The sequence below is a fragment of the Faecalicatena orotica genome, assembly GCF_003149245.1.
Classification (GTDB): Bacteria; Bacillota; Clostridia; order Lachnospirales; family Lachnospiraceae; genus Faecalicatena_A; species Faecalicatena_A orotica.
In genome coordinates this window covers 39238-61696 of the sequence record NZ_QGDL01000020.1, presented here as the reverse complement: position 1 = coordinate 61696, position 22459 = coordinate 39238, and the positions used below count along the sequence as shown (strand labels likewise).

Sequence of the window (22459 nt, the reverse complement as noted above, 5' to 3'; positions counted from 1 at the left end):
ATCTCTAATCCACGAACTTCACTGCCGTCCCATAGGCCATTACTTCTGCCGCTCCTGCCATGACGGCCGCGGAAGCATAACGGATATTGACAACCGCATCCGCTCCCAGCCTCTCGGCTTCCTCTGTCATACGCTTCGTCGCAAGGGCCCTTGCATCATTCATCATCTCATTGTAAGCTTTTAATTCGCCTCCGACCAGAGTCTTAAAACTTTGTGTAATGTCTTTTCCTACGTTCTTTGACTGAATGGTGCTGCCCTTAACCAGTCCGAGCATTTCAAACTTCTTTCCTGATATATAATCAGTATTTACTAAGATCATCTTCTTCTCCACTCCTTATCTCTCTAATTCTCTGGATGCATACCCCAAGTGCTACTCCTGCAAGTGCAAGAGGGATAACCGCTCCAATAATACATGCTGCTAATGGCGGCCTGAGTAAAAATACAACTACAGCAAAGCCGATAAAATATAATAATAAAAGTACTGTAATAATTACCGGAGCAACCATTTTCTTTCCATGTTTATTCATTACTTTCTACCTTCCCACGTTCTGTAAATGGCTTCCAGTGCATCTACTACACTATCCACACCCATCAGGCTTACATTGAATACCATCTCATGGGACTCGGCACTGCCCCATTCGCGCCCGGTATGTGCCTCATAATACAGTTTACGTTCCTTATCGACCTTCTTGATTTTATCCCAGGCCTGCTTTTCAGTCAACTTATAAATATTAGAAATTCTCCGGATCCGGTCTTCTTTATAAGAGTAAATAAATACATTAATACAATTTGAATAATCCCCGAGCACATAATCCGCACATCTGCCAACAAAAATACAGGAACTCCTGTCTGCCAGCTTCTTTATGATACCGGTCTGCGTCTCATACATCCTGTCACTTAAAGGTGTGCCATAGACATCCGTTCCCATAAACGCTGTATAATCCCCTGTGCCAACCACATAGGCCGACAGAAACTTGCCCAGAATCGTCTCATCTACACGGGACGCCTCCTCATCACTGACCTTCAGCTCCTTTGCAGCCATTCTGATCAGGTTATGGTCATAAAGAGGAATGTCCAGACGTTCTGCCAGACGGTTTCCAATCTCATGTCCGCCACTGCCAAACTGTCTGCCAATTGTTATAATCGTGTGTTCTGTCATACTCTCAGCTCCTTTTCTCTGACAAATAGATTTACCGCCTTTTAGTTAGCTTTATTATAACTCATTTTAACTGAAAATAGATAGTTATTTACAGATAATCTTTGGCAAATATTTCTTCCGGCAGAGGCTTGCTGTAATAATACCCCTGAATCCTGTCCGCCCCCATCTCTCTCAGAAGTTCTGCCTGATCCGCCTTCTCAATCCCTTCCACTACAACGACCTGGCCAAGGCTGTGGAAAAGATCGATCAGTGTCTTTATAAGCACTTCTGAATCTGTATTCCCCGGGAAGCCTATCAGCAGGCTGCGGTCTATTTTCACACACTCGAACGGAAACTCTAGTACACTGGCCAGATTCGAGTAGCCAGTTCCAAAATCATCCAGATAAAACCCGATGCCAGCCCTGTTCATATTATGCATCACATTCTTCATGTATCTCATATCCTGAAGAAGCACCCGTTCCGTTACCTCTATCTTAAGTCTGCCGGGCTGCAGATGGTGTCGTTTCAGGCAGTCCAGAATCCGTTTTTCAATTCCTGCATCCGCAAACTGCTGCATAGATAAATTGATGGAAATACTCTTAATACTGCTCTCCGGATTCCTTTCTAACAGTTCACACACTTCTTCCAACACAATCCAGCTCAGTTCATCAATCAGTCCGGATTCCTCAGCAATGGGGATGAATCTGGACGGAGGCACCGGATTGCCCTCATAGTCATTCAGTCTCAGCAATGCTTCTGCAGAACTGAAACTGCCGTCTTTATGGCGAACAGGCTGATACCAGACTCTGAACCTTCTCAGTTCCACAGACCGCTGCATGATCTCCAGAATCTTCTTATCTTCTTCATATTTCTGTATCTCTGACTCCGCAAAATGGATACTGCGGTCAGGTGCTTCCTTCGCCTTCTGAATCGCATATTCCAGATGGTCCATCAGCTGCGACGGTGTAAGCTGCTGACCAACACAGTCAAGATACATAAATGCTGTTTTAATATGTGTATGTATATCCCCCACTGACCAGACGCCCTGGCATCTCTTTTTCACAATGCTGTAATTCTCTTTTGACTTTTCTTCTGATTCAAAAGGAATAATCAGGGCAAATTCTACATTTCCGAATCGGAAAACTTCTGCCTTGGGAATAATCCTGCTCAATTCAGTTGCAATTGTATAGAGAAATTCATCGCCTTTCTGATGTCCGTAGTTTTTGTTGATGACATCAAACTTTCTAAGTGCTGCCATAACAACCTGGAAATGCTGTCTCCCTGCAAGCCGCAGAGAGATATTCTCAAAAAAGCTCTCCCGGTTGCCCACCTTTGTCAGATGATCTTTCTTAAATTCCCGATTCTGGAAACTAATGAAAAGAATCAAATTGGCAATAGCCATGCCAGTCCCGTTCATGAGCATATCAGGATAACATAGTTGGAAAATACACATCAGTGCAATGATTGGCGGTAATGTGCGGATAATCCTTACAATCGATTCACTGACACTTGGACGGTTCCTCCAATAGCAGATGTAAACCATCACAATCTCAGCCGCCATTACTCCATACCCCAATACATTCAGTACTCCCCTGTGGTACCTTCCGGCATTATCAAAATAGAAAAGAATTCCTGTCCTGATATTAGTAATCAGTGCCGCAAAATAAATGATATTCACTGCTGCCAGCCCTTTGACGGCACGTATCAGACACTTCTTATCATATACATGCGCCAGCATCATAATAAACACATATGCAGCAATTATTGAACATATGATGACCGTGAGCATGAAATAAATGCTGTTCAGAGCCATATTGACCCCATACGGGGTACCTCTGTGCCCTGCCGCAAACACAGATACCGCATCCAGAATAATAGAAAACAGCGAAAGCCAAAGACATACACGGTATAATTTTTCTCTCGCGTTAATAACCGTACGCCTTTCATAAAAGTATAAGATCAGCACAACAATGACAATAAATGCCATGTATTCCCCTGCAAGTGACCAATGTATCATATACACACCCCGATTATGAATCATAATGGAGATATTATAGCATATTTTGACAATACTGGCAGAAACAATTTACATTCTGCTTTTCTTTTCACACTTTTTTACGGTGCAATAATGCATGATTATAAGCATATAATGAAATATTATAAAATTTCGCTTTTTTTATCTTGTAATGGGGAAATCAAAATGCTAGAATAGATACGCGTCAGACAACTTTATTACAGCAGTGGGGGAAATTAATATGTCATTCTTTAATAAATTAGATAATATGCAGAAACAGCGTGTTTATGGGATGGGCAATGCAATTCTGGGTTCTGTAATGTTTGCCTTTGGGCTTAATGTTTTTATCACGCCTCTTTCATTATATAACGGCGGCTTTATGGGTATCTCACAGCTGATCCGTACCCTGATTGTCCAGGTATTCCATTTTTCCTTTGGACAGACCGATATCGCCGGTATCATTTATTTTTTAATCAACATACCTTTGATCTATATGGCATGGAGCAAGATGGGTAAAGAATTCTTTGGACGGTCCGTTATTACAATTATTGTACAGACAGCGGCGCTTACCTTTTTGCCTGTTCCGGCCAGCCCGGTCATCGATGACTACCTGACCGCCTGCGTAATCGGGGGCATTATCGCAGGTACCGGTTCTGGCATGATCTTACGAGGCGGCAGTTCCGGCGGGGGACAGGATATTCTGGGCATCTATTTCACAAAGAAATTCCCGGGATTCAGCGTAGGCAAAGTATCCATCATCATCAATTTCTTTGTCTATGGCATCTGCCTTTTGATGTTTAATATTGAAATTGTTATTTATTCTTTGATTTACGGTGTTGTGTACTCCATCGCATGTGACCGCGTACATATTCAGAACATCAATATGAGTGTTATGATTTTTACGAAAAAGCTCGGAATCTCGAGGGCAATCATCGAACAGACCGGGCGCGGCGTCACCAACTGGGACGGGGCCGGGGCCTACACGAACCAGACATCGTACATTCTGTTTGTTGTTATTTCAAAATACGAGGTCAGCCAGTTGAAACGGATTGTCCGTAGTATTGATCCGAACGCATTCATGATATTTACAGAAGGGTGCTCTGTATCGGGCAACTTCGAAAAAAGGCTGTATCCATAACGGATACAGCCTTTTTTCATGTTATCAGGCTATTTTCTTAAGAAGCTGTCTGCTCCTCATACTTCATACTGGCTTCTGCCCTCTGCTGTGTAAGTTTCCGCATCGTCATAAAATAGGCTGCTGCAAGCGGAATACATGCGCCGATCCATGCCAGCGGACTAGCCCAGCATGCACCAGCAAAGCCAATGGAGGCTGTAAGGAAGATTGCGGCAAAGGTCCTCATGACCAGTTCCATAATCCCGGCCACCGTAGGCATAAATCCTTTTCCGAGTCCCTGCAGTGTAAATCTATAGATGAACAACAGTGCCAGTACAAAATACATAACTCCATTGATCTGAAGATATGTCTGGGCCATACTCTGGACACCTGTTTCCCCTGATCCTACAAACAATCCCGCGAGCTGATACCCGGCAAAAATATTCACGAGTGCCATCACAATACTGAATCCCACGGAAATCAGGCTGCATTGGAAAACTCCCTGTTTTATCCTGTCTATCTTTCCTGCACCATAATTCTGTGCCGCATAGGTCGCCATCGTTGTTCCAAAAGAGTTCATCGGCTGTGCCGCAATCTGGTCGATCCTTTGTGCCGCCGAGAATGCCGCAACTGCAATCGAGCCAAGCCCGTTAAGTACAAACTGAAGTACGACCGCACCAATTGCAATGATAGACATCTGGAACCCCATCGGCATCGCAACTTTAAAATGCTGGCCGATATCCCATCCAGAAACCTTCCAGTCATCCTTTTTCAGATGCAGTATCGGAAGTTTCTTCTTAATATACCATAAGCACATCAGCGCTGACGCCATCTGTGCAATAATCGTAGCCCAGGCTGCCCCGGCCACCCCCATTTTCGCTCCCATGATGAGTGCAAAATCGAGCACGATGTTCAGAATACATGCAATAATTAAAAAGAAAAGCGGTGTCTTGCTGTCCCCCAGAGCTCTGATGATATTGGATAAAAAGTTAAACAGCATACTGGCTATAATACCCCAGAAAATGATCACGATATACTCATATGCCGAATCAATAATCTCCGCCGGGGTCCGCATCAGTTCCAGAATATTTCTTGCCAGCGGAACGGAAACCACTGTCAGTACAACAGTTACTGCAAGACTGATCCACGCCCCTGCTGCCACACTCTTTCTGACACCGGCCTCATCTTTTGCCCCAAACCGCTGGGCTGTAATGATAGCGAGCCCGGCGCTCACGCCCATTGCAAATCCGAGTATCAGGAAACTAATACTGCCCGTGCACCCCACTGCCGCCAGTGCATGCACCCCTAATGTCCTTCCCACAATCAAGGTATCTACCATACTATATAACTGCTGAAAAATATTCCCGATCAATAAGGGAATCGTAAACATCACAATCAATTTCCACGGTCTGCCTTCTGTCATCTTTTTCGTCATGTCTTGTTACCTCCTGTTTTGCTTAAATTTGTTTCCAGTTAACTTCCTGAGATGGAAACATTTCCGGTAAACATGTTCTATTATAATCAATCCCGGAAAAAGCAGAATGTAATATGTTGTGCTTTAAATGTAGTATTTTGCTTTATTCCCCCGGACAACCCGCAGGACGGGCATGACTGCCAGTACCATCCATTTGACTTTTCTGCAGGAATGTTTATATTTTCATTGAATTATCCCCCCGTACAGGAGTATAATTTTTAGTACATGCAATTCAGGACGCTCTTATATCCTATGCGGTGTCAGACGAATTATCAGCATCAAATATCATTTATCCGGGAGGTGACTTTATGTACAGACAGGAATATGACCTGACTTATGATGACTTAAACCCTACTTTTTTATTTATCTGTAATCTGAAGCGTACAGAAACTGAAGAGAATTACCACAGTCATGAACATTTAGAGATTTCTGTCGTGACAAAGGGATATGGTACTTATTACATAGACGGAAAAGAATACCCGATCAAAGCCGGAGATCTGATTATCCTGAATCCCGGAACTTATCACAGAAGTCTCGTAACTTGCCCGCAGTGCTGTGCAACAGAGTATTACATCGGATTCAGCGATATACACATTCGGCATATGCCCCCAAATACCCTGCCTCTGCCAAACGGGAATATGATTATTCCTATGAAAGACGGTATGCGTCAGGATGTGTACCGTCTTTGTTCTGCTATGGGGAAGGAATTTCATACATGCCGCCCCGGACGCTACTTCATGCTGAAGTCCTACCTGATCCAGTTTATCCTGCTCCTGTTAAGAGACCAGCAGGAAGTCATGGAAGAACAAAATGGCTGTATCTTCGAATCTCCAAACAAGAAATACGTCGTAAAACAGATGATCCGCTACTTTAATGAACATTATCACGAAAAAATCTCGCTTGACCAAATCGCTAAGAACATGTATCTGAGTACATTTTATGTCTCCAAAATTTTCAAAAGTGAGACTGGTGATACCCCTATTAATTATCTGATCGAACTTCGAATGGAAAAAGCGCGGGAACTGATGGAGGAGTCTCCGGAACTTAGTATACAGAATGTGGCAGCTATGGTCGGGTATGACGACGCCTACCACTTCAGCAAGCTTTTCAAGAAACATTTCGGGACGGCACCCAGTAAATACCGGGCAATAGGGAATCAATAGCATGCAATGGAATCTTTTGGCGGTTCTTTTATAGCCAGATTATGATTTATACTTCGGGGATATGCCCCGAAGTATTTTTTGTGTTAGCATCTTTTGGGAACTGCCTGCTATATAGGGGTTTGGCCGAGAGCTTAGTTTGTTTAACTTCAATCACGTTCCCGCGAAAGGAACGACTATGACCTTTCTGATGAGACATTTTGGATTATCGATTTCAATCCACATTCCCGCGAAGGGAACGACGAATACAACACTTCAAGATGGCTCGACAGAGTGGATTTCAATCCACGTTCCCGCGAAGGGAACGACAGTGGTCCGGTCCGGCAGCGATCACAGGCATAAATTTCAATCCACGTTCCCGCGAAGGGAACGACGAATACAACACTTCAAGATGGCTCGACAGAGTGGATTTCAATCCACGTTCCCGCGAAGGGAACGACTTGCAGGCCTTACGGCAGCGGTAACCGGTAACGATTTCAATCCACGTTCCCGCGAAGGGAACGACTGCAAAATAAACAATTCCCACCCTTAATATTTAGGCATTTTCACCTAAATATCAGAGCAACTTGTCTATATTGCGCTCTTTTTTCTCTTTTTCAATTGCAAACGCACTCAATTTGTGCATTTTTTCTGGTGCGAATCTCCCAGAGTTTTTATGTTCACTTCGGGTTCGCACTACATACTTAATATCTCGTCAAATGTTATTCGTCCCTCCGCACCAATATGTTTAACACTAACCTTATAGTTACATCTCAATTAAAAATACCAAAGACTGTTAAGCTCTACATCTATTATAAATTACAAGTCCCGTCCCCACAAGGGAACGACACTGTCAAAACCTATGTTTATGACAGAATAAATCGAATTACTGGCCCCTAAATAAATCAAAGTTCAGAAAAAGCCACCATTACGGCGGCTCTATCAATCCCAGTTAATAGCCTCATGTGGGATTGTTTCCGGGTCTGCAAGTGCTTCTTCAAGACTTGCTTTCTCGGCCAGAGTCAGCTTTGTAAAATCCGGATCCCACGCAAGGACAAGCTTACGAACAATCTCCAGTGCTAAATTTTGGTCACTCTCTGGCAATACCTCCATGAGATCAATCATCTCTTTGGTTGCTGTATTCATCTTCTTACCTCCTTTTATGGAGAAGATATTATTTATATATATCCCCTCTTGAATCCACATTGATAATATATAATATCTCTATTATGCCGTCTGAGCCATAATTATATATTATCCTATACTTGCCTACCCTTAGCCGCTTCCTGCCATCTGTAAAGCCCTGCAATAGCTTTATATCTCCCACGGGTGGCTTTTGCGTTAACCCTTCAATGCCTGCCTTTAAGCGCTGTTTTGTCGGTCTATCCAGTGCGTTAATATACTTAGCGGCTTTCTTACTATACTCAATTTGCATCTCGGTATCTCCTTTATTTTGATACCTCCATCATAGCATATTTAAACTATTCCAGCAATATATTACTCTTCACTTTTTCATTCGTTCTAATTCTTTTTCCACGCAATCTTGTACAAATGCAGATAGTTTCATCCCTTTAAATTTTGCCGCCGCTTTATATTCTGCTTTTTTTCCCTTTGCTGCCATAACTGTTATTCTATCATATTTTTCTTTTTGATAATTATTTACATAGGCTATTGCATCTTCCTTTTTTGCGTATGCCATTGTAACACCTCCTATTATATTAAAGGTAGCATATTTAAATAAATGTGTCAACTTTACTTGTCGGCATCTCCATATATTAAATAAAAAAGTATTTTGGAATATTTAAACTATCCCATCATGTGCTTAACAACGAAACAATACCACAAACTTATTTTAATCCGCGTTCCCCCGAAGGGAACGACGATGTATCTCCACAATCTAGAAGGTTATCAATAGATTTCAATCCACGTTCTCGCGAAGGGAACGACAGGATACTAATGTATAATAGATGTAAATATACCAATTTCAATCCACGTTCCCGCGAAGGGAACGACGATGCTGTCCATTCTCGTCTCCTAGAACAAACTCCAATTTCAATCCACGTTCCCGCGAAGGGAACGACAGCAAAATGAACAATTCCCACCCTCAATATTTAGGGATTTTCACCTAAATATCAGAACACCTTGCCTACATTGCGCTCTTTTTTCGCTTTTTCATTTGCAAACGTACTCATTTTGTGCATTTTTTCTGGTGCGAATCTCCCAGAGTTTTTATGTTCACTTCGGGTTCGCACTACATAATTAATGTCTCGTCAAATGTTATTCGCCCCTCTACACCAATACGTTTAACACTCACTTTATAGTTACGTCCTAATAAAAAATACCGAAAACTGTCAAGTTCTACATCTATGATAAATTTCACGCCCGTTCCCGCTAGGGAACGAACGCAAAATAGACAATTTCTACCTCTGATATTTAGGCATTTTCACCTAAATATCAGAGAAACTTGTCTATATTACGCTCTTTTTTCTTTCATTTACAAATACACTCAATCTGAGCATTTTTCCAGTGCGAATCCCCCGTGTGTTTGTATATTTACTTCTGATTCGCACTACATAATTAATGTCTGATCAGCCGCTACTCCCCTATCCACGCCGATGTGCTCCACCTTCGTTTTATAGTTATTTCCCAAATAGTAAAAACGGAGGCTGTCTACATCTTCATCTATGATGTCCGATAACTTTGCTTTCAACATAACACATTGAGCATTATCTAAAATACATTCAAAAACTGAATTCTGTACTCTTCTACCATAGTTTACGCATTGCTTTGCGACTTTTCTCAGCCGCCCTCTGCCCGCGGCGGTTTCGGTATTTACATCATATGTAATCAGTACCAGCATCTCCACACCTCATTTCCATAAAAATACCGGATATCCATCAAGATCACCTCTAAGATATCTCGCAAGCAGCATTGCCTGTACATACGGAACCATTCCCCACTCTATTTTTTCTTTCAAGTATGGATGTGTCAGGTTTTCTTTCTTTTTATTCTGCCATTCTGTCAGTACGGTCCTGCGTAAATCGTCATCCATCAAAACCGCACCATTTTCCATTTTATCAAAATTCTTTCCTGTCACTATTTTTTTATTAACTAGTGACAGAACAAAACGGTCTGCCAATACTGCCCGCAATTCTTCGATAAGATCCAGAGATAAAGATGCCCTTCCCGGACGATCCGTGTGAAGATACCCTACATATGGGTCCAGCCCGACAGTTTCTAAGGCTGAGGTAATTGTATTTGTCAATAATGTATAGACAAATGAAAGCAAGGCATTCATATTATCCATAGGCGGCCTTTTGTTTCTGCCGTGAAAAGTAAAGTCTTTTTTCTGTTGAAGAATCAATTCGTCAAAAACACTAAAATATACGCTTGCCGCTTCCCCTTCATAACCTCGCAGTTGATCTTTTGATCCACTATTCTGTATAAGTTCAAGCGAACTTTTTAAATTATCAGAAGCTTCCTTAACCTTACCGACATCAATCTGCATGCTGTGATCTCTTGTGACACGCTCCAGAACCCATCTAGCATTATGAACCTTGCCAACAATGCAGTTTCTGGCAATTTCCATACTCATCGCTTCATCAAGGCTGCTCTCATACTGCTGTTTTCTTAAAATCACGTTTCCCTTAACTTTGCCTGTAACCCTTGCCAAAAACTTTCCCTGCGGGGTCAGATAACACAGGGAAATATTTTTGTCTGCACAGGCACCCATCAGTGCCGGGCTGGTCCCCCTATATCCAAAAGATACAATTCCTTCCAGATTATGCAGGGGGAGGCGCCCGATTTCCTTATCCGAATCCCAAACAACAACATTTTCGCCGTCCAGAGCCAAATAACTGTTCTCAGAGGTTACATAAAGCGTATTCAATAATTTTTTCATTCTTCATCCTCATTCAAAATCTGATGCATGTAATCCTTCACGGAAACTGCTTTCCCAAGTTTAGGAAGACATATGTCTTTTAGCGAACATGCGTTACACGCCTTGCTGTATTTTACTTTTGGTGTATAGCGTCTTTCATAGTACTGATGCATTTCATGAAAGATTTCATTTACCTGCTGGCGGAGGCCGTCTGTTATTTCTACAATTTCACGCCTTCGTGTTTCCCCGTAAAAAATAGCTCCTTCCGGGATAGATGTAGAAAACATCTCTTCCAGACATAGCGCCTGTGCCACGAGCTGTAATATATCTTCTTCACCTGCTTTAGGCTTCCCCTTTTTATATTCAATAGGATAGACGTTATACAATCCCCAGTGCCCCTGCAATTTAATCCCATCTTCACTTTTATGAAACTCCACCACATCACACTCACCGCTGACCCCCATATTTCTGGAGGAAACCGGCAGTGCGCGGGTAATCAGAACATCTTTTCGCTTTTCTGTTAAATAGGGATCGTGTACCTTTTTGTGCATCAATTCGCCCACCGCAGTATGTACATTTTCATCCCATTGCTGTTCAATATGGATAAGGGCCCATTGCCGGCGGCAGAACTTAAAATGCTGTATCCCGGATATCATTAAATATTCATCTTCATGGTATTCCATTATATTTTCCTTGTCATTTCCACTGTCTGCGGAATTGCATCCTCATGAATTTCCACCGTATAATCCTGATATTTCCTTGGAAATTCTACACCTTCTTTTCTCTTAACCTCTACCGCGTCAAATAACTTATAGGCCGGGCAGTCTCCTAATTCTTTACTATGCTTAAATACAATCAATTCACGGACTGCCATTTTACCTCTTGCTGCAGAATGGTCAAGTTCAAACATATTAATGATCGCCTCCCATAAAAGCTCCAGGTCGTCCTCTGAAAATCCGGTAACCTTTCTGGCAAGATTTGCAGAAATATATCCTTCTGCACGATACAGCGCATATGGAACGATACTTTTTCTTCCCATTTCTGTGCTCTTGTTTTCGGCATCCTTTTCTGTCGTAATTGCCACTCTTGTAATTGTTACTTCCTGACTGATAATAGGATCAATGCTTCTTGCGAAACCAAGTTGCACAGGACCTCTGACCTGACCGCAGTTCAGCGCCGCTTTTACAAATGTAGTCATAACAGCACCAAATGTCCTGATATCATAAAAGTTACTGCACATGAAATCCCTGATTTTCTCATCTGCTTTCGGATCTTTTTTCTTCAGGTCCTTTACAGTCTTATCGTTAACTCCAAGATATTCGTATGCCTCATTATCACTTCGGTTCAGAGGGACATCTTCTTTAATATAGATTCTGTATCCTGCAGCATCTTCTGCATCTTCTTTTACAGTCTCAACATAATTCCGGATCTTTCTCTTCAGGCAGACGTCTGTAACAAGTCCATAGCCGCTTTCCGGATCAATTCTCGGCATATTCCCTGCATCCGGGTCACCATTTGGATTTCCATTTTCCACATCAAATAAAATCACAAATTCATACCTGTTTTTAATCGCTTCACTCATTTACTTGTCCTCCTTTTTCTCATATCTTTTCTGAACCTGATGATAGTAGCCTAAAATAAATCTCCCCTGCTCTTCCAGTGTCATCCTCTTTGGAAATTCTTCTATGCTTCCCATAAGCTGTGTCAAAAGATTTTCATAATATATCTTAAAGCTTTTTTTAGAAGTTTCGAGCTTTTTAACATGACTATTCTTCAACTTCATTAAGACAGGAAAGACAGATGCAGGGGTTGCGCATGCTGCATTAAAATACCTGTCCCGGATGGTTGCATTAATTCCCGGATTTGCTTCCTCCTGAATTGCTTCCAGTACAGAAAAAACTCTCCCCAAAACATACGCCGTATCATGATTTTCTTCATTGACTCCCATATATTTCTCTCCTTCCTCCATCCCAGAATTTCTGATCAAGTAAGCTTTTGTAATCGCCGCACGGCCCCATGTTACCCGGCCCTGTTCAGCCCTTATACGAATCAGCAGGTTACTGTATAAACTAGTTGGGTATTTCCCGCCGGATAGTATTGCCTGCAATACCATAGCAGCCATATTTGAAACAGGTTTTTTCTCTTTCGATTTCTGGTTCACCGTTTCCTGAAGCATTTGCCACACTCCCAGATACTTCCGTTCTTCCCAGGATGGCTTCACGATCTCCATGCGTTCATAATGTTTCGCTATATTACTTAATATACTGCCAAAGCAATCCTGATAAAAAAACCTTACAGACAGCCTTGCCGCATTTGGTGCCAGTCCCAGAATATAAAATCGCTGGCTCGTATCCAACTCTATATCACCTACTGCAACCGCCTGATGCTCCTTTAAGGCATCAAAGATACCTTTCATTATCTCCTGATTATCCGGCTGGGGGTCGACAGACCAGCAAAAAGCATCCTGATAAATTTTATCCCCGTTTTCTGCCCAAAATACCACCATAGTATCCCCAAGCTGAAATGTGTACTCTCTCTGGGACAGCAGGTAGTTCAGTGCCGTAGTATATGCAAATGCAGCATATTTTCCAACCGGGGCATTATAACTCTGCTCCTTCCCATATGACTCAAATGCCGGAGCATTAAAGGATACCAGCGCCGCACCGCTGGACTGAGCGCTTGGAACACCTTTGACCGTACTGTGGATTCTTGCGATTTCCGCCCTGTTTCCTGTTACCAGACAAATGCCGTCTGATTCTCCTGATTTCGATTCATTAGCCTGCATCCATGCCGTTCTAATTTCTGGATCATCCTGAGCATAATCCCCTCCCATACAGAATATCAGATTCGCACCTTCCGTAATTTCGTCCCAAAATTCCTGAAGCTCATAATGTTCTTTTGCACGTTCCGGTTCCCATGTCACGAAAAACTTTTTTATTGCTTCTGCTATGTTATTATGTACATTTTCCAGAATATCAATATGTTTTTCTTTTGCTGCCTGAAAACAGTCCAATACTCTTTGGTTCGTCCCCTCTTTATCAATTCCAAGTAAATATTTTGAATTGTCGCACAGAAAATTAGAGGACACTCCTGACGATCTCGAAACCATTTCCGGAACTTCAATAGGGCGGGGAACCCATACCTGCTTCTTTCCCCTTTTATCCTCCAGCTTAAGATCGATTACACCTTTCAGCCTTCCGTCCTCTGCCAGATTCAATGCAAAAGAAACTTTTGCGTGACACCATCCCCTTCGGGAAACTTTTCCATCCTCCGCCAGAGTCTCATAATGTTTAACAAGTGCCTGCAATATCATCGAACCACCTCACAGTCTCTCAGATCCAGTACACCTCTTCGCATCACTGCCCTAAAAAACATTGGCTGGATATTTTCAGGGTCTGAATAATCCATATCATACAGCATAAATCCCAAATCCTTTTCCTCAACTGCTTCATAGGCTGTTATAATCTCTTCCTCCTCACAAAGACAAAAATTAGCCGGAAATTCCCTGCAGCCAAAATACGGCATATGATAACATTCTCCTTTTCTCAGGCGCCGCATCATAATGTCCTTAAACTTACCCGGATTGTCACCTTCATTCGCTTTGTCAGTCATTTCAAAGTGAGCCTCAATGACATATTCCACATCACGAAGAAGCAATGATGCCCTCTGCACAATCTCTTCTTTGCTGCTCATAAATAAAGGTTTTTCCCCTCCATTATATACCGACAGAGCATTGTTCGAGGAGACTTTACTTTTTACTTCATTTCGCCTCACACTTGTAAACTTAATTGGCTTGTTCACATAAATCCTGTCGATGATCCACCTTAATCCCGGGTGCCAGTATATGGCTTCCAAAATTCCCCGAGCTGACGAAGGTGTCATGACATCGTAAGTACATCTTTCCACTTTCATCTCTGGGCGAGAGAATAGGGCAAAATCCCCCCACACTTTAACTTTCACACCAATCCCCATACATTTTCCTCCTTCCTGTAATTTAACTTTTTCATTTGATGACTCATCCCCTTTATTCATTTCAATTCATGTCCCCACGAGGGGAACGACTTAGATTCCTATCAATACATTCCACAGACGCATAATTTCAATCCACGTCCCCGCGAGGGGAACGACTCGGCGAGGCGGCAAAAATTCTCGGTTGCAATCAAATTTCAATCCACGTCCCCGCGAGGGGAACGACAAGCCAACTAAAGGAGCGGATGCAGAGTTTTTCCGAATATTTCAATCCACGTCCCCGCGAGGGGAACGACCCCGCAAGAATACGGAGTTGTACTTCCATAAGGATTTCAATCCACGTCCCCGCGAGGGGAACGACGCCTTGATGGAGTGTGGCCTGAAATCCATCATAAGATTTCAATCCACGTCCCCGCGAGGGGAACGACTGCAAAATAGACAATTTCCACCTCAGATATTTAGACATTTTTAACTAAATATCAATATAGTTTGTCTACATTGTGCTCTTTTTTCTTTCTTTCATTTAAAAACACACTCAATTTGTGCATTTTTTCTGGTGCGAATCCCCCAGTATTTTTATGTTCACTTCAGGTTCGCACTAAATAATTAATGTCAAATCAATTTCTATCCTCACCTTATAATCATCTTCCAGTTAAAAATACCGAAGACTGCTTCTCTATCTATATTATCAGATGATTTTGATTTTCACATAACACATTGAGCATTATCTAGAATTTATTCATTGCTAATGGTAAATGAAACTAGTAAACATTAACCTTGCTCATAAAAAATACTCCAAATTGCATACCCCCATGCTATGTAAAATGATAAAAAAACTTCTATAAGTGATTGTTCCTTATTTTTAATAATACCATATTTTAATAGATATATTAATAAGTTATCTCTTCTTTGTTTTATCCCAACTCAAAATACTACCGCCCTCCCATACTCCACATCCAGCCTCAGCCCCATCTCTTCTGTATACTGCCCGTCATCCCGCAGCAGAAAGAAGTCTTCTCCCCCGTCTTCTGAGATTGCCTGCAGCATTCCCGCGGCATTTAATTTATCAAAATCATTTTCATATACATTGATGCAGTATTGTCCTGCCTGACGCACCAGTTTTTTTGTAAAACCATTACGTTGTATTTCTTTAAGAAGATTATCTGCCTCTTCTTCCCGATTAATAAAGATTGTCGTTGTATTCTCTTCGATTAATTTGAATTCCTTTGCGACTTTTGTGAAAGGATACCTTCCACGCCTGAATTGTGCAAGTATGTTTTTCTTATCCAGACCCTCCCCACGGAAATGATACAGCATTTCAAAATATTCCATGATAGCTTCTAGTGATGAAATGTCCCGCCCATCTTCAATCAAATCGTTTGCCGCCGCGATCTGCTGCCGCTGCCCGGGTACATATTCCCTGTCTTCCAGCCTGAATATGTAAGTATTACTTTCTTCCGCTGATCTTTTTCCTTCCCTGTTACATCTTCCTGCGGCTTGTATGACGGAATCAACTCCTGCTAATTGTCTATAGACAGACTGGAAATCCAAATCCACTCCTGCCTCTACAAGGCTCGTTGAAATGACGATGCATTTTTTATCACCATCTAAACGTTTTCTGATATCTTCTAGTACCTGCTTCCTATGTTTCGGATACATGCTTGTGGACAAATGATAGACGCCTTCACCTTTGAGTCTCTGATAAATGCTTTGGGCCTTCTTTTTTGTATTTACAATACAAAGTGCCTGTTCCTCCTTCTCTAGTTTCTCAGCTAATTCTTCTTCGGAAATCCGGCTCAGGTCCTTCAGTGTAACTCGTTTAAAAAACCGGAACTGCTCGTCCAGTCTCGGGCATAATTCCACCGCATCTATACTGCTCTGAAAAAACTGCTGTAATGCTGGTTGTGTCGCTGTGCAAAGAACAATACTGGCCCCATAATGCTGTATCAGTTCCTCCATTGCCGCAATACACGGTTTTAAATAATCGTTCGGAAGCATCTGTGCTTCATCAAAAATAATGACACTATTTACCATGTTGTGTAATTTCCTGCACTTAGATGACCTGTTTGCAAAGAGCGATTCAAAAAACTGGACATTTGTCGTAACAATCACCGGTTTGTCCCAGTTTTCCGAAGCCAGATGCATTGGTTTTAGCTCCTCATCACTTTCATAATCTATATTATAATGATTTTCCAAGACATTATCTCTTCCCAAAATGTCGCTGAAGACTCTGGCATTCTGTTCAATGATGCTTGTATAGGGGATTACATAAATAATACGGTCCATCTTGTTCTTAACAGCATGGCGAAGTGCAAATGCCAGAGAGGCCACTGTTTTTCCGCCCCCTGTGGGTACGGTCAGGCGGAAAAGCCCCTTCCCTAATTCACCTTTTTCCAGACAGCTTCTAAGGATCTCCGTTCTTCTTCCGTTTACCGTATCCAGATTGTCATTGTCAAGCCACTTAGAAATATGCTGTTCCAGTTTCTTAAGAAGGGTTTCCATATCTTCTCCCGAATCACGCCCTGTCTCACCCTGTTTCATAAAATATTCTGTATCCAGAAAATCTGCATCTACCAGACACGAATATAGCATTCTTATAAACATACTCAGGGCAAAGTCAAAATTGGCTGCGCTTTTTGGATCAAAGGGAGGATTTTTAAGAGCTGGGACCTTTATCTCCTGCTTATATGCCTCAAAATCTTTCACATTTTTCTTCAGCCGCCCCATCAGCGTAGCCGATGTTCCCAAATCCGCCTTCTCCCCTGTATCCGGCAGGCCGGAATGATGCCCCGCTATGCAATAACTCAGAAACCCATACAGACCTCCCATTTCATAACAAACTTTTGCCCCGGCAGTTGCATGGTCAACCTTTTTATCACTCCCTTGCAGCCGCTGCTGAAATTCCAGAGAATATTTTCCAATATCATGCAGCATACCACTGCAGTATCCCCATTCATAACACCCAAATGTCTCTGCGAATTTACCTGCCCGTTCCGCCGTGCCTGTCAAATGTTCCTTGATACTTTGTTCCCTTATTCCTTCAATATGAGCCAGATATTCCATAGTTACTCCTTTCCTCTTATACGACTACTTCATATGGTAACATTTCAGCAGACTCTTTAACCATTCCACATACATTTCCACAACGTCATCCGGTCCGAGAATTTCTGCACGATCACCCAAACTACTGATCCACCCGAAAAACTGTCTGCTTACATTAACAGCAGGATGGGCAATAAAGTGATCCGCATCATCCATATGAATCAAAATTCCTTTCCCAAAACGGTCTATTACGACACCAATCAGTTCATTTCCAAAACGCAGCTTTAAGCTTCGTTCTTCGCCACCGTACATACCAAACGTCTTCTTAGCAAATGCCGCCAGATCAAAACGGGCAAATTCTTTTCTCCCTGCTCTGCGTTCTTTCGTCATTTCAGTATTTATCATCTTATCAACTCTATAATATTTTACAGACTTCACCGCTGAATCATATGCAATCATATAATAATTTTCATCATCCCATGTAAGTGCCCAGGGGCTGACTATATAGAATTCACCATTCTGGCGTGCCTCAAATTTACTTGTTAGATTCTCCAGCTTCTTTATCAATTCATTCGTCTTGTTTTCCGTAATAAACTTTGATGCCTGTACTGCATCAACCAGCAATTTTAATTCCGGAAGTTCAAACTCTCTGCCTGCCACATAAAATCCGGACGGCTGCGTACGTTTGTTTATAATATCCATTCCAAATTCATTCAGGGCCTCAATGTCATCATATATACTTTTTCTTTCTGCACTTATTCCGTACCTTTTCAATTCATTAATCAGTTCTATTGTAGAAAGTACATGATCCTCATCCGTTTGTTCCAACAATATTTTCATTAAATACAGCAATTTTAATTTTGTCTCTCTTGTTGCCATATTCCTCGCTCCTTCACACATTCGTCTAAGTCAATTATAAGTCACTGCAAATGTCAGAACAACCGTAAACCCCAGAATTTTACTCCCTTTCCTGCTTTACAGGTTCCACTTTTTCTTTTACTTTCATTCCGCTTATGACCTCACAAATAACTTTGGAATTTGTAATAAACCGTACTTTTACTTTAAAATTTTTCGAAACTTTAGAGTATATCCGCCCGGCTATGTAAGTTCCCGTCGCTTCTGTTCATAAATAAACTTTAACAAATACCCAGTCCCAAAATCCGGCCTCCCCCCTCGTACATACATTCGTTTTATTAAAAAAAGAAGACCGGTGGCTCTTTATCTGCCACCAGTCTCCCACTGATTTCCATTCTTACTTTATAGAACTTCACCATTCGTCTCTATTACTTTCCTGTACCAGTAAAATGATTTTTTCCGGCTTCTGCTCAATGTTCCTTTTCCATCTTCCTGTTTATCCACATAGATAAACCCGTACCGCTTCCGCATCTCGCCGCTTCCTGCACTGATCAGGTCAATCGGCGCCCATGATGTGTATCCCATCAGCTCCACGCCGTCCTCCTCTACAGCCGTCTTCATTGCCCGGATATGCCTGCGCAGATAATCGATCCGGTAATCATCCTCAACCTCCCCGTTTTCATTCGGAATATCAACCGCACCCAGCCCGTTTTCCACAATAAATAATGGCTTCTGGTAACGGTCATATATCTGGTTCAGAGTGATGCGAAGTCCAAGCGGGTCGATCGGCCATCCCCATTCGCTGAAATCCAGATAGGGGTTCTTTGCAGATTTAAAGAGGTTTCCCCCTGCTTCTTCCCGGCCGCTTCCTGGTGCGGCGATGCATCTGCTGTTGTAGTAAGAAAATGAAATAAAATCTACCGGATGTCTCTTTAATATCTCTTTGTCCCCCGGCTCCATGACCGGAAATACACCATTTTTTGCAAGACGGGCTGACGCATAAGACGGATAATACCCCCGGGCCTGAACATCCACAAAGAAATAGTTTTCCTGATCCGTCTTAAGTGCCTCCCACACATCCTCCGGCTTACATGTATACGGGTAGGCACTGCCCGCCGCAAACATACACCCGACCTTATTTTCGGGGTTCACCTCATGTGCCATTCTGGTTGCCAGCGCGCTTGCCACGAGTTCATGATGAGCAGCCTGATATTTGATGCGCTCTTCATTTTCCCCGTCTTCAAAATAAATTCCCGCCCCCATAAACGGGGCATGCAGGATCATATTGATCTCATTGAATGTCAGCCAGTATGTCACATAATCCTTATAACGGTTAAACAGTACATCGCAGAGATGAAGATAGAAATCTATCATTTCTCTGCTTCTCCATCCCCCGTACTTCTTAATAAGGCCGATCGGGCAGTCAAAGTGAGAAATTGTAACCAATGGCTGAATCCCATACTTTCTGCATTCCTCAAATATTTCTTTATAAAACTGAAGTCCCTCCTCATTCGGCTCCTCTTCATCTCCATGCGGGAATATACGGGTCCATGCAATACTCAGCCGGTACACCTTGAATCCCATCTCTCCGAAGAGACGGATATCCTCCTTGAAATGGTGGTAGTGATCAATAGCCTCTATGGCCGGATACACATGAGCATCATCCATTTCCAGCATCTTCAAATGCCCTGTGATCACTGCCCCCCTGTCACTGCCGGACGGACACACATCTACATTTGCAAGCCCTCTTCCGCCTTCGAAAATCCCACCCTCACACTGGTTCGCCGCTGTTGCGCCTCCCCATAGGAAATTATTTTGAAATCCCATTCTAACACCTCTTATTTCAATACTTTCAACAGGTTTTCACCCGGATTAACCTGTTCCTTAACTGTCTCAACTACGTCCAAAAAGTCATCTGTGTTTGCAACAATGACAGGCGTTTCCATGCAGAAGCCTTTATTTTTAATAAATTCTATGTCAAACTTCACGAGAAGCTGGCCTTTCTGAACCCTGTCCCCCTGTTTTACAAGAGCCTCAAACCCTTCGCCCTCCAGCTGCACCGTATCCAGACCGATATGTATCAGGAGTTCTACCCCCTCATCCGTTTCCAGACCGAGAGCGTGCAGTGTCGGAAACAGTGTCGAAACAACACCGTCTGCCGGGGCGAATACCTTTCCTTCCTGAGGAAGAATCGCCGCCCCTTTCCCGAGAACACCGGATGCGAATGCATCGTCTTTGATGGATTCCAGTTTCAGGACTTCCCCCTTTATCGGGCTTGTAATATCTATCTGTTTTAAGATGCTGCTGTGTTCCTGCTTCCCGCCATCTGCCGCAGCTCCTTCCTCTGTCTGATTGTTTTCCACATCAATTCCATCGTTTATCTCTGTTTTTCCACATGCCCCCCCAATTTCTTTCACATCCTCTTCTCTGTAGAAGATCATCGTCGCCGCAAAAGCAAGCACCATCGTAATCACAACACCCACGACAGCTACGAACAGGTTCCCCATACTTCCGTCAGGCTCGATCATGGCTGGGAATTCAAAAATGCCCATACCGCCCATCATAAATTTTCTGAAATTGAACGCACCATAGAATCCCCCGCCGATTCCTCCGACGATACAGCTGATAATAAACGGTTTCTTTAAAGGAAGCAGGATACCATATATGGCCGGTTCTGTGACACCGAAAATACCCGAAATAAAGTTCGGCAGGGCCATTTCTTTTATTTGTTTGTTCTTCGTCTTGAAAAAGATTGCCAGCACAACCGCTGAGGTCGCAAACGTACATGCAAAGAACGGCATCATAACATTGTCAAACCCATTTGTCATAATGTTGTTAATATAGACCGGGATGAATCCCCAGTGCAGACCGAATATAACAAGAATCTGCCATGTAAGCCCGACAATTGCCCCAGCCAGCATCGGGCTGAAATTCCGTACTGCCATAACGCCCTCTGCAATAATCGTTGAGGCAAATGTAGCCAGAGGTCCGATCAGAAGAAGGCCTGCCGGAATTGCCACGAGCAGTGTCAGCATCGGGACAAAGAAGAACTTCACCAGATCCGGCACGATTTTATTAAAGAATTTCTCACACTTGGATGCAAAGTATACGACGAAGATCACCGGGATCACTGTGCCGGTATAATCCATTGCAATCAGCGGAATCCCAAAGAAATCTGTATACACCGCGGATTCAAACATCGTCCCTGAAAATAATGTATAAAGTACATCATTACCTGCCGAAAGCGCGCTTCCCTGTATGGCGGGATAGCACATGATTGCGCCGATCACGAGACCGAGCATCGGCTTGAGATTGAACTTCTTCGCCGCCGTATAACCAAGAAACAGCGGAAGGAAGGTGAACAGGCCGTCACCGACCGCATTCAGTACCAAATAACCGCCGCATGTATCAGAATACAGATGCAGAGCTACAAACAGGGCATTTAATCCCTTGATCATACCGCAGGCAGCCATGATTCCAAGAATCGGCTGGAAGATACCCGAGATGATGTCGATAAAACGGTTGAAAATATTCCCGGAAGGTTTTTCTTCTATGCCTGCCGCGCCTTCTTCCAACCCAATCAGAGGCATCACATCAGCATAGACATCCGGTACATGATTGCCTATGACTACCTGATACTGCCCACCACTTTTCATAACCGTGACGACACCGTCCATATTTTTCAGGACATCGTCCTTTGCCCTGCTTTCGTCCTTTAACTTGAAACGAAGTCTTGTGATACAGTGTGTCAGACTGATGATGTTTTCTTTTCCGCCGACATTTTTGACAATTTCTTTTGCCAGATTTTCATACTTACCCATTTTCTTTCCTCCA

20 protein-coding genes and 1 CRISPR repeat array are annotated in these 22459 nt (G+C 42.8%); of the genes, 2 read left to right on the top strand and 18 right to left on the bottom strand.

Features of this window, described 5'->3' with window-relative positions; all coding sequences use genetic code 11:
• Positions 1-4: 4 nt before the first annotated feature.
• From A8806_RS23920 to A8806_RS23905, 4 genes are all read right to left on the bottom strand, one after another.
• On the bottom strand, positions 5-319 hold the full coding sequence (locus tag A8806_RS23920; RefSeq protein ID WP_109733684.1) for a YbjQ family protein: 315 nt from the start codon (positions 317-319) through the stop codon (positions 5-7).
• Positions 300-527: a hypothetical protein gene (locus A8806_RS23915; protein ID WP_109733683.1), complete on the bottom strand. Its 228-nt coding sequence runs from the start codon at positions 525-527 to the stop codon at positions 300-302. Before A8806_RS23915 ends, A8806_RS23920 begins: the two co-directional genes overlap by 20 nt.
• Positions 527-1159, bottom strand: a complete 633-nt coding sequence (locus tag A8806_RS23910; protein ID WP_109733682.1) for a cytidylate kinase-like family protein — start codon at positions 1157-1159, stop codon at positions 527-529. Before A8806_RS23910 ends, A8806_RS23915 begins: the two co-directional genes overlap by 1 nt.
• An 88-nt stretch (positions 1160-1247) precedes the next feature.
• On the bottom strand, positions 1248-3155 hold the full coding sequence (locus A8806_RS23905) for a GGDEF domain-containing phosphodiesterase (RefSeq protein WP_109733681.1): 1908 nt from the start codon (positions 3153-3155) through the stop codon (positions 1248-1250).
• Between the two features lie 238 nt (positions 3156-3393).
• Between A8806_RS23905 and A8806_RS23895 the strand changes: the two genes are divergently transcribed.
• A complete protein-coding gene (locus tag A8806_RS23895; protein WP_109733679.1) occupies positions 3394-4290 on the top strand; it encodes a YitT family protein in 897 nt (298 codons plus the stop codon).
• A gap of 37 nt (positions 4291-4327) precedes the next feature.
• Here A8806_RS23895 and A8806_RS23890 read toward each other — a convergent pair whose 3' ends face one another.
• Positions 4328-5701: an MATE family efflux transporter gene (locus tag A8806_RS23890; protein ID WP_109733678.1), complete on the bottom strand. Its 1374-nt coding sequence runs from the start codon at positions 5699-5701 to the stop codon at positions 4328-4330.
• 347 nt (positions 5702-6048) lie between these two features.
• Here A8806_RS23890 and A8806_RS23885 point away from each other — a divergent pair, with 347 nt between their 5' ends.
• A complete protein-coding gene (locus tag A8806_RS23885) occupies positions 6049-6903 on the top strand; it encodes an AraC family transcriptional regulator (protein ID WP_109733677.1) in 855 nt (284 codons plus the stop codon).
• Between the two features lie 918 nt (positions 6904-7821).
• On the opposite strand, the gene A8806_RS23880 is transcribed toward A8806_RS23885, so the two are convergent.
• From A8806_RS23880 to A8806_RS23820, 13 genes are all read right to left on the bottom strand, one after another.
• The gene (locus tag A8806_RS23880; RefSeq protein ID WP_109733676.1) at positions 7822-8025 is read right to left on the bottom strand and encodes a hypothetical protein; all 204 of its coding nucleotides are present in this window, start codon (positions 8023-8025) and stop codon (positions 7822-7824) included.
• A 28-nt stretch (positions 8026-8053) separates the two neighbouring features.
• Positions 8054-8314, bottom strand: a complete 261-nt coding sequence (locus A8806_RS23875) for a type II toxin-antitoxin system RelE family toxin (RefSeq protein ID WP_109733675.1) — start codon at positions 8312-8314, stop codon at positions 8054-8056.
• A gap of 69 nt (positions 8315-8383) precedes the next feature.
• Positions 8384-8578: a hypothetical protein gene (locus A8806_RS23870; protein ID WP_109733674.1), complete on the bottom strand. Its 195-nt coding sequence runs from the start codon at positions 8576-8578 to the stop codon at positions 8384-8386.
• Between the two features lie 870 nt (positions 8579-9448).
• Positions 9449-9739, bottom strand: coding sequence for a CRISPR-associated endonuclease Cas2 (cas2, locus tag A8806_RS23865; RefSeq protein WP_109733673.1), 291 nt, complete (start codon positions 9737-9739; stop codon positions 9449-9451).
• A gap of 9 nt (positions 9740-9748) precedes the next feature.
• Positions 9749-10780, bottom strand: coding sequence for a type I-C CRISPR-associated endonuclease Cas1c (cas1c, locus tag A8806_RS23860; protein ID WP_109733672.1), 1032 nt, complete (start codon positions 10778-10780; stop codon positions 9749-9751).
• Positions 10777-11442 carry a CRISPR-associated protein Cas4 gene (gene cas4, locus A8806_RS23855; protein WP_109733671.1) on the bottom strand — a complete coding sequence of 222 codons (666 nt, stop codon included), beginning with the start codon at positions 11440-11442 and terminating at the stop codon, positions 10777-10779. The genes cas1c and cas4 overlap by 4 nt, the downstream gene beginning before the upstream one ends.
• A complete protein-coding gene (cas7c, locus tag A8806_RS23850) occupies positions 11442-12341 on the bottom strand; it encodes a type I-C CRISPR-associated protein Cas7/Csd2 (RefSeq protein ID WP_109733670.1) in 900 nt (299 codons plus the stop codon). Before cas7c ends, cas4 begins: the two co-directional genes overlap by 1 nt.
• Entirely contained in the window at positions 12342-14072 is a 1731-nt protein-coding gene (gene cas8c / locus A8806_RS23845) for a type I-C CRISPR-associated protein Cas8c/Csd1 (protein ID WP_109733669.1), read from the bottom strand.
• Complete coding sequence (gene cas5c / locus A8806_RS23840; protein ID WP_109733668.1) at positions 14069-14731, bottom strand: type I-C CRISPR-associated protein Cas5c; 663 nt, start codon at positions 14729-14731, stop codon at positions 14069-14071. The genes cas8c and cas5c overlap by 4 nt, the downstream gene beginning before the upstream one ends.
• 58 nt (positions 14732-14789) lie before the next feature.
• Positions 14790-15156: direct repeats of the CRISPR family, unit length 32 nt; unit sequence ATTTCAATCCACGTCCCCGCGAGGGGAACGAC.
• A gap of 496 nt (positions 15157-15652) precedes the next feature.
• Positions 15653-17791, bottom strand: a complete 2139-nt coding sequence (cas3, locus tag A8806_RS23835) for a CRISPR-associated helicase Cas3' (RefSeq protein ID WP_109733667.1) — start codon at positions 17789-17791, stop codon at positions 15653-15655.
• A gap of 24 nt (positions 17792-17815) precedes the next feature.
• Positions 17816-18649, bottom strand: coding sequence for a helix-turn-helix transcriptional regulator (locus A8806_RS23830; RefSeq protein ID WP_109733666.1), 834 nt, complete (start codon positions 18647-18649; stop codon positions 17816-17818).
• Positions 18650-19027: 378 nt separating this feature from the next.
• The gene (locus tag A8806_RS23825; protein WP_109733665.1) at positions 19028-20452 is read right to left on the bottom strand and encodes a 6-phospho-beta-glucosidase; all 1425 of its coding nucleotides are present in this window, start codon (positions 20450-20452) and stop codon (positions 19028-19030) included.
• 11 nt (positions 20453-20463) lie between these two features.
• Positions 20464-22446: a beta-glucoside-specific PTS transporter subunit IIABC gene (locus A8806_RS23820; RefSeq protein WP_109733664.1), complete on the bottom strand. Its 1983-nt coding sequence runs from the start codon at positions 22444-22446 to the stop codon at positions 20464-20466.
• Between the last annotated feature and the right edge of the window lie 13 nt (positions 22447-22459).

Excerpts from the sequence above, each read along its gene's own strand:
- A8806_RS23920 (WP_109733684.1), bottom strand. The coding sequence starts at position 319 with ATGATCTTAGTAAATACTGATTATATATCAGGAAAGAAGTTTGAAATG.
- A8806_RS23915 (WP_109733683.1), bottom strand. The coding sequence starts at position 527 with ATGAATAAACATGGAAAGAAAATGGTTGCTCCGGTAATTATTACAGTA.
- A8806_RS23910 (WP_109733682.1), bottom strand. The coding sequence starts at position 1,159 with ATGACAGAACACACGATTATAACAATTGGCAGACAGTTTGGCAGTGGC.
- A8806_RS23905 (WP_109733681.1), bottom strand. The coding sequence starts at position 3,155 with ATGATACATTGGTCACTTGCAGGGGAATACATGGCATTTATTGTCATT.
- A8806_RS23895 (WP_109733679.1), top strand. The coding sequence starts at position 3,394 with ATGTCATTCTTTAATAAATTAGATAATATGCAGAAACAGCGTGTTTAT.
- A8806_RS23890 (WP_109733678.1), bottom strand. The coding sequence starts at position 5,701 with ATGACGAAAAAGATGACAGAAGGCAGACCGTGGAAATTGATTGTGATG.
- A8806_RS23885 (WP_109733677.1), top strand. The coding sequence starts at position 6,049 with ATGTACAGACAGGAATATGACCTGACTTATGATGACTTAAACCCTACT.
- A8806_RS23880 (WP_109733676.1), bottom strand. The coding sequence starts at position 8,025 with ATGAATACAGCAACCAAAGAGATGATTGATCTCATGGAGGTATTGCCA.
- A8806_RS23875 (WP_109733675.1), bottom strand. The coding sequence starts at position 8,314 with ATGCAAATTGAGTATAGTAAGAAAGCCGCTAAGTATATTAACGCACTG.
- A8806_RS23870 (WP_109733674.1), bottom strand. The coding sequence starts at position 8,578 with ATGGCATACGCAAAAAAGGAAGATGCAATAGCCTATGTAAATAATTAT.
- cas2 (WP_109733673.1), bottom strand. The coding sequence starts at position 9,739 with ATGCTGGTACTGATTACATATGATGTAAATACCGAAACCGCCGCGGGC.
- cas1c (WP_109733672.1), bottom strand. The coding sequence starts at position 10,780 with ATGAAAAAATTATTGAATACGCTTTATGTAACCTCTGAGAACAGTTAT.
- cas4 (WP_109733671.1), bottom strand. The coding sequence starts at position 11,442 with ATGGAATACCATGAAGATGAATATTTAATGATATCCGGGATACAGCAT.
- cas7c (WP_109733670.1), bottom strand. The coding sequence starts at position 12,341 with ATGAGTGAAGCGATTAAAAACAGGTATGAATTTGTGATTTTATTTGAT.
- cas8c (WP_109733669.1), bottom strand. The coding sequence starts at position 14,072 with ATGATATTGCAGGCACTTGTTAAACATTATGAGACTCTGGCGGAGGAT.
- cas5c (WP_109733668.1), bottom strand. The coding sequence starts at position 14,731 with ATGGGGATTGGTGTGAAAGTTAAAGTGTGGGGGGATTTTGCCCTATTC.
- cas3 (WP_109733667.1), bottom strand. The coding sequence starts at position 17,791 with ATGGAATATCTGGCTCATATTGAAGGAATAAGGGAACAAAGTATCAAG.
- A8806_RS23830 (WP_109733666.1), bottom strand. The coding sequence starts at position 18,649 with ATGGCAACAAGAGAGACAAAATTAAAATTGCTGTATTTAATGAAAATA.
- A8806_RS23825 (WP_109733665.1), bottom strand. The coding sequence starts at position 20,452 with ATGGGATTTCAAAATAATTTCCTATGGGGAGGCGCAACAGCGGCGAAC.
- A8806_RS23820 (WP_109733664.1), bottom strand. The coding sequence starts at position 22,446 with ATGGGTAAGTATGAAAATCTGGCAAAAGAAATTGTCAAAAATGTCGGC.